The sequence below is a fragment of the Actinomadura barringtoniae genome (assembly GCF_017573505.1).
Taxonomy (GTDB): Bacteria; Actinomycetota; Actinomycetes; order Streptosporangiales; family Streptosporangiaceae; genus Spirillospora; species Spirillospora barringtoniae.
Map to the genome: position 1 here is coordinate 90606 of NZ_JAGEOJ010000022.1, position 15755 is coordinate 106360.

Consider the following 15755-nt stretch of genomic DNA (forward strand, 5'->3'; position numbering starts at 1 on the left):
TGTGCCCGATCCGAGTAAGTGCGCGCTGACCGGGGCGGGCGGGGGCCGCGCCCCGGATCAGCGGGCGTCCGCCGTGAGGGTGACGGGCGCCGTGGGCTTGGTCTTCGGCTTGGTGGCCGGGGCCACGAGCAGGCGCTTGGTGACCTTGGACTTGCTGAACGGGCCCGTGGCGTGCGGCGTGAGCCCGGTGGATGCGGCGCCCAGGTAGTACCACTTGTCGGCGGGCGACTGCCACCACGCTCCGCTGACCGGCTTGCGCTCGTCGCACCAGCCGGTGGTCTGCTGGTCGGACTTCTCCAGCAGGTCGGACTGGGCCGCCGTACCGCCGCCCGCGAACGTCATGCGCGTACAGACCCACTGCGCGCGGCCCGCGTCGGCGGGCAGGTTCCCGGACCAGAACTCCCACGCCATGGCCTCGGTGACGGGGCGGGCCGGCTGCGGCAGCAGGCAGCCGAGCCGCTCCCACAGGTGCACCCCGCTCGTCGGGAGCTGAACGGTGGTCGCCGCCGGAGCCGTGGTGGCCGAAGCCGCGGGCTTGGGCGTGCTCTTCGCCGCCGGGGTGCTCGTGGCCGTCGGCGTGCTCTTGGCCTTGGCCTTGGACGAGCTCGTCGGCGTGGGCGTAAGCGAGGTCGTGGACGTGGACGTGGCCGAGGTCGTCGGCGTGGGTGAGGTTGTGGGCTTGGGTGAGGTCGTGGGCGTGGCCGCGGTCGCTGGCACGGGCGCGGCAGCGGTCGTCGCGGCCGCCGCTGTGGCGGCGGGGTGGTAGGCGGGCGAGTGGTAGGTGAGGACCACCGGGCGCGGGCCGCCGAGGTCGCCGACCGTACGGGAGCCGGCCGCGCCGGACAGGTCGAGCAGCGGGCCGCGGGCGCACCGGGTGCGGGTGGTGACCGGGCCGGTGACGCCACCGGTGACGATCACCTTGCGACCGGCGGTCGTCTTGGCGGTGGTGTCCCACGGCGCGAGCAGGTAGCGGTCGCCGCCGAGCGGGATCGGGGCGGACGCGTCGGTCCCGGCGGCGAAGGCCTGGAGGGTCGCGGTGGACGTGCCGGAGTAGCGGGCGATGCGGTCGTCGTGGCGCAGCACGGCGACGGGCGTGCCGTCGACGTGGCCCGCGTACAGGAGCTGCGCGCTGCGGCCGTCCAGGTCGGCGTGGTCGGCCGATGCCCAGGCGTGCAGCGCCCGTCCGGTGAACGAGCGGTCGCCGGCCAGGTCGCCGCGGGCGGGCCAGGCGTCCAGGCCGCGTCCCGCCCCGGCCTTGCGCCAGGCGTCCGGCGCGGCCTCGATCAGGCGGAGGTTGCGGGCCGAGGCGGACCGGGTGCCGCCGACGAAGCCGCCGCCGCTCTCGGTCACGATCAGGGCGCCGATCAGCGCGGTGGTCAGCGTCGCGGCGGCCAGCGGCAGCACGGGGCGGCGCCGGATCCGTACCGGCGCCGGCTCGAACGGCGCGGGCTCGTCGGCGCCCGGCAGGTCGGCCTCGTCGGCGGCGTCGATGACCGGCCACGGGTCGCGGACCCGCAGCGCCACGAGCTGGTCGCGCACCGCGTAGCGCGGCAGGCCCTCGACGTGCCGGAGCACGTACGCGACGCGCACCGGCGGCTCCAGCTTGGCCAGCGCGCCGGTGAGCGCGGCGTCGGGCAGCTTGGCGGGCAGCGCGCGCAGCCAGGGGCCGAGACCGACCCGCAGCCGCCACGAGGGGCGCATCGCGCGCTTCAGGACGCGGGTGCGGCGGCGCTCGGCCCCGCCGCGCCCGGGGCGGCCGACGACACCGTCGACGATCCGCTGGGCGACCGCGAGACGGTAGAAGCGCTTCCCCTTTCCCGGAAGGACGAAATACGCCAACCGGACCAGATCGCGATATTGCGCCTCCGTCCCGGATTGCGCCATTGCTGCTTCCGGCATCGAGTTGACTCCCTTACGACCCCGTCGTGCCATTACCTGTCAGAGGCTAGGGAGAATGAGGGGCTCGCTGCATGGAATTGACGGAACGATTAACCGACGGCGCCGACATCTCCGGCTATTTCCGTATGGCCGTGCGGAGACTACCGTGGATCGCCAGCGTTCGATCCCGTCCCGGGGAGCCGCGTCATGACCTCAGCCTTCCGCACCGCCGTCGAGTCCGGCGACATCGCTCAGCTCATCGCGCTGCTCGCCGAGGACGTGGAGTTCGCGAGCCCCGCCGTCTACGCGCCCTACCACGGCCGGGAGGCGGCCGCCGAGGTGCTGCGGGCCGTCTTCGCGGTGTGCGACGAGTTCGCCTACACCTCCGAGATCCGCGACGGCGACCGCGAGATCCTGATGTTCACCGCCAAGGTCGGCGACCGCGAGATCCAGGGGTGCGACTTCGTCCGCTTCGACGGCGAGGGCCGCGTCCGGGAGCTCACCGTGATGATGCGCCCGCTGTCGGGCCTGAACGCCGTCGTCGAGGGCGTCGGGGCGTACCTGAAACAGGAGGTCGGGGGCTAGCCGGAGAGGGCGGGGGCCAGCCGGAGAGGGCGGCTAGCCGGCCACGCGGTCGGTGAACGAGCCGTGGAAGCCCAGCGGGATGTGGTGGCGAAGGTGGGCCACCGCGACCGGCTCGGCCTCGACGTCGCGCGCGTCCAGGATCAGCAGCCGTGACCGGTGCTCATCCGGGTCGTACGCGAGCGTCAGCAGCCACCCGTCACCCTCGGCCGCGTCCGGCGTACGCGGCACGAAGACCGGCTCGCCGAAGCCGTGGCCGAGCGGCAGCCGGTGAACGGTCCGCTCGCCCGTGTCGTGATCGTAGGCATGGATGCCGACGCGCTCAGGGGACTCGGGGACGCGACCTGCGAAGTAGGTGAAGCGGTGCGGACGTCCGGCTTGGCGTACGTCGGCGTGCGGCAGTTCCATCGGCAGCGAACACAGCTCTTCGCCTTCGACTCGACCGCCGGGGCTGACTCTGTAGCGCATCAACGCACAGCCCCAGGGGAAGTCGCTGGTGCGGAAGTTCTTGAAGGCGGACGAGACCTGTTCCCAGTCGGCGAACCGGACGAATTCCACGATGACGTCGTCGCCTTCTTCAAAGGCGTTCACCATGTGAAATCCGAGCAAGGATTCATGTTCTATGACGCGCGCCTTTCCGCCATAGCGCGGAACGATGGTGAAACAGGTGGGACGGTCGGGGTGGAAGCGCAGGCCGTCGGCGATCGAGTCGGTGCCGAGCAGGATCGGCGCGGTGTGCGGGATCACCGGGTTGATGACGAAGACCAGGTGGCGGCGCGTGAGCGCGAAGTCGTGGTTCCACGGGCTGTAGGGCAGCGAGATCCTCGGCATGTGGTGCAGCGCGCCGCGCGGGTCGACGCGGTAGCAGCGCAGGCTGCGCGTCCGCGTGAAGTCCATCCCGAAGTTGAACAGCTCGCCGGTGTCGGGGCAGCGCGAGGGGTGCGCCGAGAACGCCGACATCATCTTCAGGCGCCCGTCGAAGGAGTGCTCGCCCAGCGTCTCCAGGCTGTCGGGGTCGAGCCGGAACGGGCGTCCGCCCTCCCAGAGCGCGAGCAGCTGACCGCCGTGCAGGATCACGCCGGTGTTGGCCACGTTCGCCGGCGGGCGCAGCATGTTGGCGAGCGCGCCGCCGGGACGCTGGGTGCCGAGCCCGCGCAGCCCGACCCGCCCCTTGCGCTGGCCGTAGCGGTAGTGGCGCGTACGGACGTAGCGGTTGCGGTAGCGGATCGTGCCGTCGCCGGGGAACGCGAACAGCGACAGCATCCCGTCGCCGTCGAAGATGTGGTCCAGCAGGCTCTCCCCGACCTGCCAGCGGCCGGGCCCGTTGCGGTAGAGGGTGCCGACGAGCTCCGGCGGCAGCGTGCCGTCGATCTCGTCGACCTCGTAGTCGTGCTCCTCGTTCAGCGCCTCGTACACGCGGCTCAGGGTGGCACGGCGGCAGGGCGTAGTTCAATACCTAACGACTAGTCCGGGCCGCCAGGCCGTTCACCGTCCGGGTCCCGTCCGGGGTCACGTCCGGGGTCACGTCCAGGGTCCCGGACGGGTGGCCGCGAACGGCCCATCCGCCTGACCAGCCACGTCCGTTTCGTCCCCGTACTACTCTTGGCCCTGCCGGGGGGCCTTCCACCGGCCTTTGCCGCCCAGACGGAAGGATCCGCCCGTCTCATGACCGAGGACGTTCCCGGCTACAGGGTGCTGGAACAGGTCGGCGAGGGTGGATTCAGCGTCGTCTACCGGGCCCACCAGGAACGACTCGACCGTGCGGTGGCCCTGAAGATCCTGCACATCAACGCCGTGGACGAGGCGACGCTGCGGCGGTTCGAGCGCGAATGCAAGATCACCGGACGGCTGTCGGGGCATCCGAACATCGTGACGGTGCTGGACACCGGCAAGACCCGGTCCGGCGCCCCCTACATCGCGATGGAGTACTTCGAGCGCGGCACGCTGATCGACCGCCTGGAGCGCGAGGGCCCGCTGCCGGTCGCCGAGGTGCTGCGCATCGGCGTGAAGATGGCGGGCGCGCTCGCCGCCACGCACGAGACCGACGTGCTGCACCGCGACGTCAAGCCGCAGAACATCCTGGTCTCCCGCTACGGCGAACCGGCGCTCGCCGACTTCGGCATCGCGCGGCTGACCGACTCGTTCGACCACAGCCACACGCAGGCGTTCACCCCGCACCACGCCGCGCCGGAGGTGCTCCAGGGCACCACGCCGGGCGTCGGGTCCGACATCTACTCGCTGGGATCGACGCTCTACCAGCTGCTGGCCGGGCTGCCCGCGTTCAAGGGCCCCAAGGGCGAGGGCATCGCGCCGCTGATGCTGCGCATCATGAACGACGCTCCCCCGCCCATCCAGCGCGCGGACGTTCCGCAGCCGGTGTTCGAGGTCATCACCCGCGCGATGGCCAAGGCGCCCGAGCACCGGTTCGCGAGCGCGGTGGACTTCGCCCAGCGGATGCAGCAGATCCAGGCCGAACTCGGGCTGCCGATCACCGACCTGGCGACCAGCGGCATCATGCCCCAGCCGACACCGCTGCACTTCCCCGACCACCCGCGTCCGCCGGCCGTTCCCGAGTGGGCGCCGACGACGCCGCGTTCGTCGGCCGCGGAGACGGTGACGCCGGAGACGCCCGGCGCGTCCGGCCTCTCTGGTGTGGTGCCGGCCGACGCCCTGGACCTGTCGCCGTGGCACCCGGCCGCCGCGTCCTCGACGACGCCGCCCGCGCCTTCGGCGCACGTCACCTCACCGCAGCGGGATCCGTCGTTCCCGCAGTCCGCCGCGCAGCAGGCGCAGCAGCAGGCGCAGCACGCCCAGCAGGGCCAGCAGGCTCCGACCTGGCCGCCCGGTCCCCCGTCGCAGGAGTCGACCCGGCCGCCGGAGCAGCACGGCGACGGGCCCAAGCGCGGTCTGATCATCGCGGCGGGCGTCGCGCTGGTGGGCGGGCTCGCGGCCGGGATCGGCGCCCTCGTGCTGACGACCGGCGATGACGGCGGCGGCAACAAGGCCACCCCGGTCGCCTCCACTCCTGCGACTGGCGGCGTACCGCAGACCGGCAACAACAACCAGCCCGGGCAGAGCCTGCCGCCGATCTCCAAGGCGCAGCGGGCGGCGGCACGGCCGTTCGGCCTCACGGCGCGGGCGATCCAGGGCGGCGCCGGCCTGGCATGGAAGCTGCCGCCGGGCGCCAAGGAGCTCACCATCATCGTGCAGCGCGCACCCTGGGGGCAGTCCCAGATCGTCTCGGCGGGCATCGGCGGGGTGACCGCCACGGTCGCGCACCTGAACCCGCGGCTCGGCTACTGCTTCCGGGTCGGCGCGGTGCTGCGGATCAACTCGAACGGGCCCGCCGACGTGTCGTGGTCGGTGCCGTTCGGCCTCCGCGGCGCACGCTGCCACGCCTAGCCTTCGGCGTTCATCCGGCCAGCGTTCATCCGGTCAGGGCTTGGGCCACGTAGGTGCCGACGGCTGCGTCCTCGGCGCCGAGACCGGTGAGGTCGGCGACGGTGATCTGGTCGCCCGCCGTACGGCCCTTCGCACGGCCCGCGAGCACGTCCCCGAGCGCGACCGTCGCGACCACGTCCGAGGCAGTCGCGTCCGGGGCAGTCGCGGCCGAGGTGGGCGCAGCCGAGGCGGGCGCAGCCGAGGCGGGCGCGGCCGGGGCGTACTGCAGCTCGCCGACGCGGCGGCACTGCGCGATGTCGTCGGCGGCGACCAGCGACGCGACCTCCAGAACGGACGGGGCGAGCTCGCGCTTGCCCTCCATGTCGGCGCCGATCGCGGTCACGTGCGCGCCCGGCTTCAGCCACTCGCCGACGATGTGCGGCTCGCGGGTGGGCGTGGCGGTGGTGACGATGTCGGCGCCCTCGATCGCCTCCTGCGCGGTCGCGGCGACGGTGACGGTCCAGGTGTGCAGGTCGCGCATGCGTGCGGCGAACGTCTCGGCCTTCGCACGGTTCGTTCCGTAGACGCGGAGCTCGGTCGGCTTGCGCAGCTGCAGCAGCGCCTCCATCTGCAGGCGGCCCTGGATGCCCGGCCCGATGACGGCGGCCACGTCCGCGTCCGTACGGGCGAGGGCGTCGGTGGCGAGCGCGCCCGCCGCCGCCGTCCGGACGTCGGTGAGGTAGCCGTTGTCGAGGGCGATCACCGCCGGGTAGCCGGTCTGGGCGTCGGCGATGAGACTCAGCCCTGACGAGACCGGCAGGCCCGCCTGGGAGTTGGCGTAGAAGCCGGTCGCGAGCTTGGCCGCGTAGTGCGTCGCGCCGTGGATGTAGGCGCCCTTGATGTGCACCTCGCCGCGTACGCCGGGGATCTCCAGGTGCCAGGGATCGGGCTGGGTGACGAGCCCGCCTGCCTGGGCGACGAGCGCGTCCCTGGTGACGCCGATGGCCTCGTTCATGGGCAGTATTTCGCGCACCTGGTCCTCGGTGAGGACGACGGGAGCCGGGATGCCGGTCGTGAGCTCGGTCATGAGTTCAGCGCCTCCGTGTAGTTCTGGACGGTGATGTTGCGGCCGGACAGCACGACCACCAGCCGTCCTTCGATCTGGACCTTGCCCGCGAGCACCGCGGCGACCCCGCAGGCGCCCGCGCCCTCGACGACCAGGCCGTGCTCGGTGAACAGCCACCGCATGGCCGCGTGGATCTCGGCGTCGGTGACGGCGGTCAGCTCCGCGTGCCCGCTCAGCAGGGCCGGGGTCACCGAGCCGGGTTCGAGGTTTCCGGTGACGCCGTCGGCGATGGTGGAGCCGATCTCGACCGCCACGATGCGTTCGGCGGCGACGGCTGCCGACACGGCCCGTGACTCGCTCGACTCCACGGCGACGACCTTGACGTTCCCGCGTTCGCGCGCCCAGAGGCTCAGCCCGGACGCCAGCCCGCCGCCGCCCAGCGCGGCGACGACCGTGAGCGGGCCGTCGGCCTGCGCGTCGAGCTCGCGCCCGATCGTGGCCTGACCGGCGATGACATGCGGGTCGTTGTAGGGCGAGACGTAGTGGCCCTGGAATGACAGGGCGTGGCGTTCGGCGTGGTCGAAGAGCGTCCCGTGCTGGACGAGCTCCACCGGGTAGGCCTGGATCTTGGCGATCTTGGCCGGAGAGGCGGTCTCGGCGACGACGACCGTGGCGTCCGCGCCGACCCGGGACGCCGCGTACGCCATGGCCAGGCCGTGGTTGCCGGCGCTCGCGGTCACGGCGCGCTCCCCCTCGGGCAGCGCGGCGAGCGCCGCCAGGGCACCCCTGACCTTGAACGATCCGGTCGGCTGGAAGGTCTCCAGCTTGAGCAGCGCGTCCGGGGCGAGCGCGCTGGGCAGCACCGGAGTCGGGGCCAGCACCGAGTGGACGTCGCGCCAGGCCTGCTCGAGGTCGTGGGCGTCGGGCGGCCGTACGGCCCGTACGTCGAGGGTCATGGCTCTCCTCCGGTGTCTGTGGTCGGCCCGTGCCTGTGATGGTCAACGCGACCAGTGTGCAATATATTTCCCACATGGACGAACGGCCGGAGATCGCCAAGGTGGTCGCCCGCAACCTCCGCACCCGCCGCACCGACCGGGGCATGACCCTGGTGGAGCTGGCCGAACGGTCCGGGGTCAGCCGCCGCATGCTCACGTTGATCGAGAAGGGCGAGGGCAACCCGAGCCTCGGGACGCTGGAACGCGTCGGGCGGGCGCTGGGCGTCCCGTTCGCCGCCCTCGTCGGCGCCGACCGGCCCGGCGAGGTGCACGTCACCGCCCCGGAGGCCATGGTCACGCCGTGGCGTTCCGAGCACGGCCACGGGCGGATCGCGGTGACCGGGCCGCACGCCGTCGAACTGTGGGACTGGCGGCTGGACCCGGGCGACCGCTACGACGCCGATCCGGACCCGACGGGCGCCCAGGAGATGATCCTCGTCGTCTCCGGCCGCCTCACGCTCGAACTGGCGGCCGACCGCTACGTGCTGCCCGCCGGGCACGCCGTGCGCTTCCCGAGCGATCGCGGCTACGCCTACGTCAACGAGGGCGAACGGCCGGTCCGCTTCAGCCGTAATACCGTGCCGCCGCCCGTTCCGGCCGCCGGATCCTGAGCCGGCGCACGATCATCGCCACCAGCAGCATCGCGGCGGGCAGGCCGAGGGCGAGGGCGGCGAGCGGCGCGACGGTGGCGGTCTTCAGCGCCGAGCCGGCGAGCACTCCCGCGACGCCGAGGTTGTCGCCCTGCCGCCCGGCGCCGACCGCGACCGAGGCGACGGACGCGACCAGCGCGACGATCACCGCGGGCATGGCGACGGCCTGGCGTCGTACGAAGAAGCCCATGCCGACCCCGATCGCGGCGATCACGGGAAGCGCCATCACCCCGTACCAGCGCTCGGGTCTCGGCCGCATCGTCACCTGAACGACCGGCGCCGCGCCCCTGAGCGTCCAGGCCCGCTCGTCGCCCCGCAGGTGAGAGGTCGATCCCCGCACCGTTCCGGAGACCTGCGGCAGCTCCAGCCGGACCCCCGCCTCGGTGAAGCCCTGGTCGGACAGCCGCTGCCACACGTTCCGCAGGTCGATGGTGAGCCGGACCGTACGGCCGCGGCGGTAGGCGCCGCGGACGTGCGCGCGGGCGTACGGCCGCCCCTGGCCCGCCTCCATGTGCGCGCGGACGTCCTCGCTTCGCGGGAACGCGTCCTTGGCGAGCCGGCTGGTCAACGCCACGGCCTCGGCGTCGGACTTCAGATGCCCGGCGGGATAGACGTCGACCTGCGCGTCCCCGGTCGTGAGCAGGGCCAGGTGAACCCAGGCGCCCGGCTTGGCCCGCTGCTGCGACGCCCCGCACGCCGCCAGCCCGACGAGCGCGAGGAGCATCAGCCCGTACGCGACGACCCGCCGAACCGCCATTGCGCCTCCGATGCCCGAGCCACCCGTTGACCCCAGCATCGAAGGCGCGGATCGCACATTCGTTACTTTCCGATCCCGGAACCGTTCAGAACCGCGTCACGGTCCGCGCCGACGGCCACACCGACGATCACGCAGGCCTCGGTGCCGTTGTTACGCCAGGCGTGCCGGGTGCCGTTCTGGACGACCACGTCGCCCGCCCGCAGCACCGTCTGCTCGCCGTCGTCGACCTCCAGCGTGACCTCACCCGAGACGACCACGACGTAGTCGAGGCTGTCGGTGGTGTGCATCCCCGGCGAGTCGAGCTCCATCGCGGCCATCGCGCCGGGCATCTTCCGTTCCACCTCGGCCAGCGCCGCAGCCGTGTCCAGCTCCGGAGACACGACCGGCTCGCCCGGCGGGATCAGGTTGACCATGAACCGCGATCCGTCCCGGGGCGGGTAATACGCCTCGGCTCCCCGCGGCGAGCCGTCGTCGGGGAACGTGGCCCGCTCGTCCCTCCCCCACACCCGGTAGGCCGCATAGCCGGGCATCCATTCAGACGTGATGGGCTCGACGGCACCGTCATCGACCAGGCGCGCCTTGCCCTCGGAGTCGTGTCCCGTGACCACTCGGCGAATCTTCATGCCCCTCCTCCATACTGTCGCGTATCAATACGCAACCGTATCCATACGGTAGCGTATCTTTCATCGCGCGACAATACGCTGGCGTATCCTGTGGCCCGTGGTGAACGAGTCGACACGGCTGTCCGCCCAGGACTGGGCCCGGGCCGCGCTGAAGGCGATCGCGAACGGCGGCCTGGCCGCGGTCGCGGTGGAGCCCCTGGCCCGCACGCTCGGCGTGACCAAGGGCAGCTTCTACGCGCACTACCGGAACCGCGACGAGCTGATCGCCGCGGCGCTCGCGGAGTGGGTGCAGAGCCACGGCGACGAGGGACTCGCCGAACTCGCCGCCGTCCCCGATCCGGCGCGGCGGCTCCGCGACCTGATCTCCACCGTCGTGCACGCCGTTCAACCGCTGGCCCCGTCGGTGCACCTGAGCCTGCTAGGCGACCGCAACGACCCGCGCGTCAGGGACGCGGTAAGCCAGGTGAACCAGGCCCGCCTGGACCTGCTGACCCGCACCTACAGCGAGCTGGGCCTGCCACCCGAGCGAGCGGCATCCCGGGCACGGGTCGCCTACGCGGCCATCCTCGGCCTACTGCACCTGGCCCAAACAGACCCGGACGCCCCCAACGCCGACGTCCTGACCGCCGAAGCCACCGCAATCTTCGTCCCGTCCTAGAGACACCTCAGGGCGCCGGCACTCTCAAAGCCGGCGCCCTCACAGAGTTGCCTAGTGACGCCTGCGTCGTCGTCAGAAGCGCATGATGGCGCCGGCTACCTCGGAGGCGTCGGTGAAGGCGTCGTAGGTGCCGGCGTTCAGCAGCTCGGTGACGGCTCGGTGGGCGGCGGCGTAGCTGGACATGTGGAGTGCGACGCCGAGGCTGACGCGGCGGACGCCCGCGTCGCGGAGTTCGGCGGGCGTGGGGCTGCCGGGGCCTGCCATCGCGTTCACCGGGATCGGGGAGGCCTCCACGACCGCCTGCAGCTCGGCGAGGTCGAGCAGGCCGGGGACGAACAGGCAGTCGGCGCCCGCCTCGGCGTAGATCTTGGCGCGGTCGACCACCTCGGCCCGGTCGCCCTTCTGGAAGAAGATGACGTCCGTGCGGGCGTTGATGAAGAAGTCGGGAACGTCCGCGGCGGCCTCGCGTGCGGCGCGGATGCGGGCGGCCTGCTCCTCGGGGGTGTGCAGCGGGTCGGCGGGGGTGCGGGAGTCCTCAAGGTTGATGCCGGCCGCTCCGGCCGCGATGACCTGGCGTACGGTCTCGGCGACGTCGTCAGGGCTCTCGCCGTAGCCGTTCTCAACGTCGGCGGTGACCGGGACCTCGACGGCGGCGACGATCTGCCGGACGGCCGCGATCATGTCCTCGCGGCTCAGCTGGTGGCCGTCCGGAACGCCTCGGGACCAGGCCACGCCGGCGCTCGTGGTCGCGACGGCGGGCGCGCCTGCGGCGGCGATGGCCGCCGCGCTCGCGGCGTCCCAGGCGTTCGGGAGAACGAGGAGGTCCTGGTGGAGGGCACGCAGGGTAGCCGCCTTGGCGTTGAGCGTCATTGCCTTGCTCCTAGGCTGGGTGATAATACCGACCGACTGTCGGTTTCGAACGCTACCGACCGACAGTCGGTATGTCTAGGAGGATCGTGAACAAGAAGGCCGAGCAGGGCCGCACCACCCGCGAACGCCTGATCTCCATCGGGCTGGGACTGTTCGCCGAGCACGGCTACGAGGGCACCTCGATCGAGGCGGTGCTGCGCGAGTCCGGGCTCAGCCGGGGCGCGCTCTACCACCACTTCGACGGCAAGGACGCGCTGTTCGCGGCCGTTCTGGAGCAGGTAGAGCAGGACGTCGCCGCCAAGCTCGCCCCGGTGGTCATGGCCGCCGCGCCCGATCCGGTGGCCGAGCTGCGCGCCGGCTGCCTGGCCTGGATCCGGCTGGTGGCCGACCCGGTGGTGCGGCGGATCATTCTGATCGACGGCCCCGCGGTGCTCGGCTGGCATGAGTGGCGCTCGGTCGAGGAACGGCACGGCCTGGGACTCTTCAAGATCGCGTTGGCCGAGGCGGCGGAGCAGGGCAGGCTCCCGGCCGAACGCGCGGACCTGTTCGCGCACATGCTGATGGCGGCCATGAACGAGGTCGCCCTGCTCGTCGCCCAGGCGGAGGGCGACGAGCAGTCGATCGCCGAGGGTGAGGCGGCCCTAGAGGACTTCCTCGGCCGCGTCCTCGGCGTATAGCCCAACGGACTCGGACTGGTTGCGGGCAGTGCCAGAGCTGCGGACGTTGCCGGAGCCCTGGGCGCTGTGGGCGCTGCCGGAACCGTGGGCGCTGTGGGCTGTGCGGGAGCCGTGGGCGGCGTGGGAGAGCTCCAGGTCGACCGGGTCCAGGCCTGTGCCCGGGAGGGCGACTGAGGCCGTTACGGGGGCGTAGCCGCTGGCCACGAGCGTGTAGTCCGCCTCGGGCACGTCACTGATGGCGTACGTGCCGTCGGGGTCGGTCGAGGAGGCGGCGACCACGTTGCCGTTGTGGTCCAGCAGCGTGACCTTGACGTCGCCCAGCGGGCGGCCGTCGGCGTCGCGGACGGTGCCGCTGACTCCGGCGGCGGCCCTGAGCGCGATGTCCTGCTGAACGGGAGCGTCCCCGGCCACCTCGACCTGTACGGCCTCCGGACGGTGTCCGTCGGCCCGTACGGCCAGGGTGTAGGCGCCCGCGGGCAGGCCAGTGAGGTCGTAGACGCCGTCGGGGCCGGTCGTGGCAGCGGCGGCCACCTCGCCGTGGCGGTCGGCCACGACGACGGTCGCCTCCGGAAGGGCGGCTCCGGTGGCGGCGTCGAGGACCGAGCCGCGCAGGCCGCCCACGTCGCTGAGCTCCAGGTCGAACTCGGCCGGCGTGTCCCCCAGCGTGAGAGGCGCGGCGCCTGGCCGGTGGCCGGGCGCGGATCCGATCAGGAGAAGGCGGCCGGTGGCGGAGACGTCCAGGGCGTAGAGGCCCGCGTCGTTGCTGGTGGAGTGCGCGAGCTGGCGGCCCTCCGCGTCGATCAGCGTCACAGCGGCGCCCGCGACCGGGCGGCCGTCGCTCAGGACGCGGCCGCGCAGAGACGGAGCGGGGATCTCGTCGCCCTCGATGGCGGGCGCGTGTGTGTGCGCGGGTGCATCGGTGGCCACGTGTGCGGGTGCATCGGTGGCCGAAGGTGCGGGTGCATCGGCGGACGCGTGCGCGGCGGCCTTGGCGCGGCGGCGGCCGGGCAGGAACGCGGCCAGGACCAGACCGGCCAGCGCGGCGCCGGTGGCGATCACGAACGCGGTGCGGAAGCCGCTCAGGCTGGGCACGGCGGTCTTGCCGAGCGAGGTGGTCATGTGGGCGAGCACCATGCCGACCACGGCGCTGGAGACCGAGGTGCCGATGGAACGCATGAGGGCGTTCAGGCCGTTCGCCGCGCCGGTCTCCGACGGCGGCACCGCGCCGATGATCAGGGCGGGCAGCGAGGAGTAGGCGAACCCGATCCCGGCGCCGATCACGGTGACGGTGATGCCGATCTGCCAGAGCGAGCCCAGCATGCCGAGGCCCGTTCCGTACCCCACGGCGATGATCGCCAGGCCCAGCATCAGCGCGGTCTTGGGGCCGCGCGCGGCCTGCAGGCGGGCCGAGAGCGGCGAGACGAGCATCATCGCGATGCCCATCGGGGCCATCACCAGGCCGGCCACCACGAGCGACTGGCCGAGGCCGTAGCCGGTGGCCTTGGGCAGCTCCATGACCTGCGGCAGGACCAGCGACATCGCGTAGAACGAGACGCCGACCATGATCGAGGCGATGTTGGTCAGCAGCACCTGCCGGCGGACGGTGGTGCGCAGGTCCACCAGCGGGCTCTTGATCCGCAGTTCCAGCACTCCCCAGAGCAGGAAGAGCGCGGCCGCGGCGCCGAAGAAGCCGAGCGTGGTGGGGCTCCCCCAGCCCCACTGGTCGCCCTTGGTGATCGGCAGCAGGAACGCGACCAGGGCCGCGGACAGGCCGAGCGCGCCGAGGATGTCGAAGCGCCCCTTGGCCCGTACGCCCGACTCGGGCACCAGCAGGACCGTGAGCAGCATCGACACCACGCCGAGCGCGGCGGAGCTGTAGAAGAGCGCGTGCCAGTCGGCGTGCTGGGCGACGAACGCCGCGCCGGGCAGGCCCAGCGCGCCGCCGATGCCGATGGACGAGCTCATCAGGCCCATCGCCGAGCCCAGCTTCTGCGGCGGCAGTTCGTCGCGCATGATGCTGATGCCGAGCGGGATGGCGCCCATGGCGAAGCCCTGGAGCGCCCGTCCCACCACGACCGGGCCGAGCTCGGAGCTCACCGCCGCGACGAGCGAGCCGACGACCATCAGCGCGAGGCTGACCAGCATCATCCGGCGCTTGCCGAACAGGTCCCCGAGGCGTCCCATGATCGGCGTCGCGACCGCCCCCGCGAGCAGCGTCGCCGTCATGACCCACGTGGCGTTGGCCGCCGACGTGGACAGCAGGCCCGGCAGCTGCGCCACGATCGGCACCAGCAGCGTCTGCATGACCGCGACGACGATCCCCGAGAACGCCAGGACCGCGATCATGGCGCCGCCGCCCCGGCGTTCGGCCCCCGGAGGCGAGGCCGGGTGCGCGGTCATGGAGGGCGGGCTTGCCTGAGCGGCGGACTGCAACTGGGACATGCCAGTGATCAAGCCACGCGCACGCCCAGATATTTCGCCAAGCTAACGGGATCTAGGTCACACCGTTAGGTCAGCCGCCTTTCGACCCGTTCTTCGTCACGTCGACGCCCCGCATTGGCCGATCAGCCGGAACCCGTTTCCCCGGGCGTCGCCGGGCCGGACGACTCGTCCAGGCGATCATGGAGCCGCTGGCGCACCTCGTCGGGCGTGTAGGCGCGCCGCTTGCGTTCCGAACGGGCGATCACCGCACCGGTCGCCGCGACACCGACCAACGAGGCCACTCCGAGCGCCTTCCACAGCTTCATTTGCCTAAGGTAGCGAGCATGTCCGGCACGAGCATCTCCCTCGACAAGGCCGCCGAGCTGTCCCGCACCGGCGACATATGGGTCTTCCGCGGACGTTCCGCCGCGGACCGCGCGATCCAGATGACCACGAACAGCCCGGTCAACCACGTGGGCATGGCCGTCGTGATCGACGACCTGCCCGCGCTCATGTGGCACGCGGAGCTGGGCAGATCGCTCCCGGACATGTGGTCGGGCGGCCACCACATGGGCGCGCAACTGCACGACCTGCGGGCCGCCGTGACCCAGTGGGCGACCAGATATGGCCAGCGCGCCTGGCTCCGCCAGCTGGAGCCGCCCGCGACCACCCCGATGGAGGACGCCGCGCTGCGCGCCGTGGCCCGCCTGAACGGCACGCCGTTCCCCTCCACCAGCAAGCTCGCCAGCCGCTGGGCCCGCGGCCGCGTCCCGTTCCGCCGCCCCGCCGACCGCGACCCCAACCTCGAGACCGCCTTCTGCGCCGAGATCGTCGCCGTGACCTACCAGGCCATGGGGCTGCTCCCCCGCGGCCGCCGCCCCAACTGGTTCGACCCGGGCCGCTTCTGGAGCGGCGACGACCTGGAGCTCGAGCAGGGCGCGGCGCTGGGAGGCGAGATCTCCGTCACCGTTCCATGATCGGCCGCACGTACCTGGAACGTGGCCGCCCGGTGGTCGTCCTGGCCCGCTGGGCCGGTGGCGGCCCGCGCAACGTCCTCATCCGGCGGGAGAACGGCGAACTCGTCGTCCGCCCGTTCAGGGGCCTCCGCAAAACCGGTTGAGCCACGCCGGCCGCGCATGGTGTCCTGATCTCGTTCCTCCCGCTGCGAAGGCCACGGGTTACTTCTCCTGCAACGAG

Annotated in this window: 16 protein-coding genes; 7 read left to right on the plus strand and 9 right to left on the minus strand. The window is 72.4% G+C overall.

Annotated elements, in window-relative coordinates; translation table 11 throughout:
* Nucleotides 1–57 precede the first annotated feature (57 nt).
* Nucleotides 58–1899, minus strand: a complete 1842-nt coding sequence (locus tag J4573_RS42075) for a hypothetical protein (protein WP_208261757.1) — start codon at nt 1897–1899, stop codon at nt 58–60.
* 186 nt (nt 1900–2085) lie between these two features.
* Here J4573_RS42075 and J4573_RS42080 point away from each other — a divergent pair, with 186 nt between their 5' ends.
* Nucleotides 2086–2463 carry a nuclear transport factor 2 family protein gene (locus J4573_RS42080; protein ID WP_208261758.1) on the plus strand — a complete coding sequence of 126 codons (378 nt, stop codon included), beginning with the start codon at nt 2086–2088 and terminating at the stop codon, nt 2461–2463.
* A 33-nt stretch (nt 2464–2496) separates the two neighbouring features.
* On the opposite strand, the gene J4573_RS42085 is transcribed toward J4573_RS42080, so the two are convergent.
* Entirely contained in the window at nt 2497–3876 is a 1380-nt protein-coding gene (locus J4573_RS42085; RefSeq protein ID WP_208261759.1) for a carotenoid oxygenase family protein, read from the minus strand.
* Nucleotides 3877–4125: 249 nt separating this feature from the next.
* On the opposite strand from J4573_RS42085, the gene J4573_RS42090 reads away from it, so the two are divergent.
* Nucleotides 4126–5862: a serine/threonine-protein kinase gene (locus J4573_RS42090; RefSeq protein WP_208261760.1), complete on the plus strand. Its 1737-nt coding sequence runs from the start codon at nt 4126–4128 to the stop codon at nt 5860–5862.
* A 25-nt stretch (nt 5863–5887) separates the two neighbouring features.
* Here the strand turns inward: J4573_RS42090 and J4573_RS42095 are convergent, their stop codons facing one another.
* Both J4573_RS42095 and J4573_RS42100 read right to left on the minus strand, forming a co-directional pair.
* Nucleotides 5888–6928: a hypothetical protein gene (locus J4573_RS42095; protein ID WP_208261761.1), complete on the minus strand. Its 1041-nt coding sequence runs from the start codon at nt 6926–6928 to the stop codon at nt 5888–5890.
* A complete protein-coding gene (locus J4573_RS42100; RefSeq protein WP_208261762.1) occupies nt 6925–7863 on the minus strand; it encodes a threonine ammonia-lyase in 939 nt (312 codons plus the stop codon). The genes J4573_RS42095 and J4573_RS42100 overlap by 4 nt, the downstream gene beginning before the upstream one ends.
* 74 nt (nt 7864–7937) lie before the next feature.
* On the opposite strand from J4573_RS42100, the gene J4573_RS42105 reads away from it, so the two are divergent.
* Complete coding sequence (locus tag J4573_RS42105) at nt 7938–8513, plus strand: helix-turn-helix domain-containing protein (protein ID WP_208261763.1); 576 nt, start codon at nt 7938–7940, stop codon at nt 8511–8513.
* On the opposite strand, the gene J4573_RS42110 is transcribed toward J4573_RS42105, so the two are convergent.
* Together J4573_RS42110 and J4573_RS42115 are read right to left on the minus strand one after the other, a co-directional pair.
* Complete coding sequence (locus J4573_RS42110; RefSeq protein ID WP_208261764.1) at nt 8467–9309, minus strand: hypothetical protein; 843 nt, start codon at nt 9307–9309, stop codon at nt 8467–8469. The two genes, J4573_RS42105 and J4573_RS42110, sit on opposite strands and share 47 nt — an antisense overlap.
* 62 nt (nt 9310–9371) lie before the next feature.
* A complete protein-coding gene (locus J4573_RS42115; RefSeq protein WP_208261765.1) occupies nt 9372–9932 on the minus strand; it encodes a cupin domain-containing protein in 561 nt (186 codons plus the stop codon).
* A 100-nt stretch (nt 9933–10032) separates the two neighbouring features.
* On the opposite strand from J4573_RS42115, the gene J4573_RS42120 reads away from it, so the two are divergent.
* Nucleotides 10033–10590 (plus strand): TetR/AcrR family transcriptional regulator, encoded by a 558-nt coding sequence (locus J4573_RS42120; RefSeq protein WP_208261766.1) that lies wholly within the window; start codon nt 10033–10035, stop codon nt 10588–10590.
* A gap of 72 nt (nt 10591–10662) precedes the next feature.
* Here the strand turns inward: J4573_RS42120 and J4573_RS42125 are convergent, their stop codons facing one another.
* Entirely contained in the window at nt 10663–11460 is a 798-nt protein-coding gene (locus J4573_RS42125) for an isocitrate lyase/PEP mutase family protein (protein ID WP_208261767.1), read from the minus strand.
* A gap of 86 nt (nt 11461–11546) precedes the next feature.
* Here J4573_RS42125 and J4573_RS42130 point away from each other — a divergent pair, with 86 nt between their 5' ends.
* Nucleotides 11547–12137 carry a TetR/AcrR family transcriptional regulator gene (locus J4573_RS42130; RefSeq protein WP_208261768.1) on the plus strand — a complete coding sequence of 197 codons (591 nt, stop codon included), beginning with the start codon at nt 11547–11549 and terminating at the stop codon, nt 12135–12137.
* Here J4573_RS42130 and J4573_RS42135 read toward each other — a convergent pair.
* Both J4573_RS42135 and J4573_RS42140 read right to left on the minus strand, forming a co-directional pair.
* Complete coding sequence (locus J4573_RS42135; RefSeq protein WP_208261769.1) at nt 12102–14579, minus strand: MFS transporter; 2478 nt, start codon at nt 14577–14579, stop codon at nt 12102–12104. The two genes, J4573_RS42130 and J4573_RS42135, sit on opposite strands and share 36 nt — an antisense overlap.
* 122 nt (nt 14580–14701) lie before the next feature.
* A complete protein-coding gene (locus tag J4573_RS42140; protein ID WP_208261770.1) occupies nt 14702–14884 on the minus strand; it encodes a hypothetical protein in 183 nt (60 codons plus the stop codon).
* An 18-nt stretch (nt 14885–14902) separates the two neighbouring features.
* On the opposite strand from J4573_RS42140, the gene J4573_RS42145 reads away from it, so the two are divergent.
* Nucleotides 14903–15535: a hypothetical protein gene (locus J4573_RS42145; protein WP_208261771.1), complete on the plus strand. Its 633-nt coding sequence runs from the start codon at nt 14903–14905 to the stop codon at nt 15533–15535.
* Nucleotides 15532–15678 carry a hypothetical protein gene (locus tag J4573_RS42150; protein WP_208261772.1) on the plus strand — a complete coding sequence of 49 codons (147 nt, stop codon included), beginning with the start codon at nt 15532–15534 and terminating at the stop codon, nt 15676–15678. Before J4573_RS42145 ends, J4573_RS42150 begins: the two co-directional genes overlap by 4 nt.
* The last annotated feature ends 77 nt before the right edge of the window (nt 15679–15755 follow it).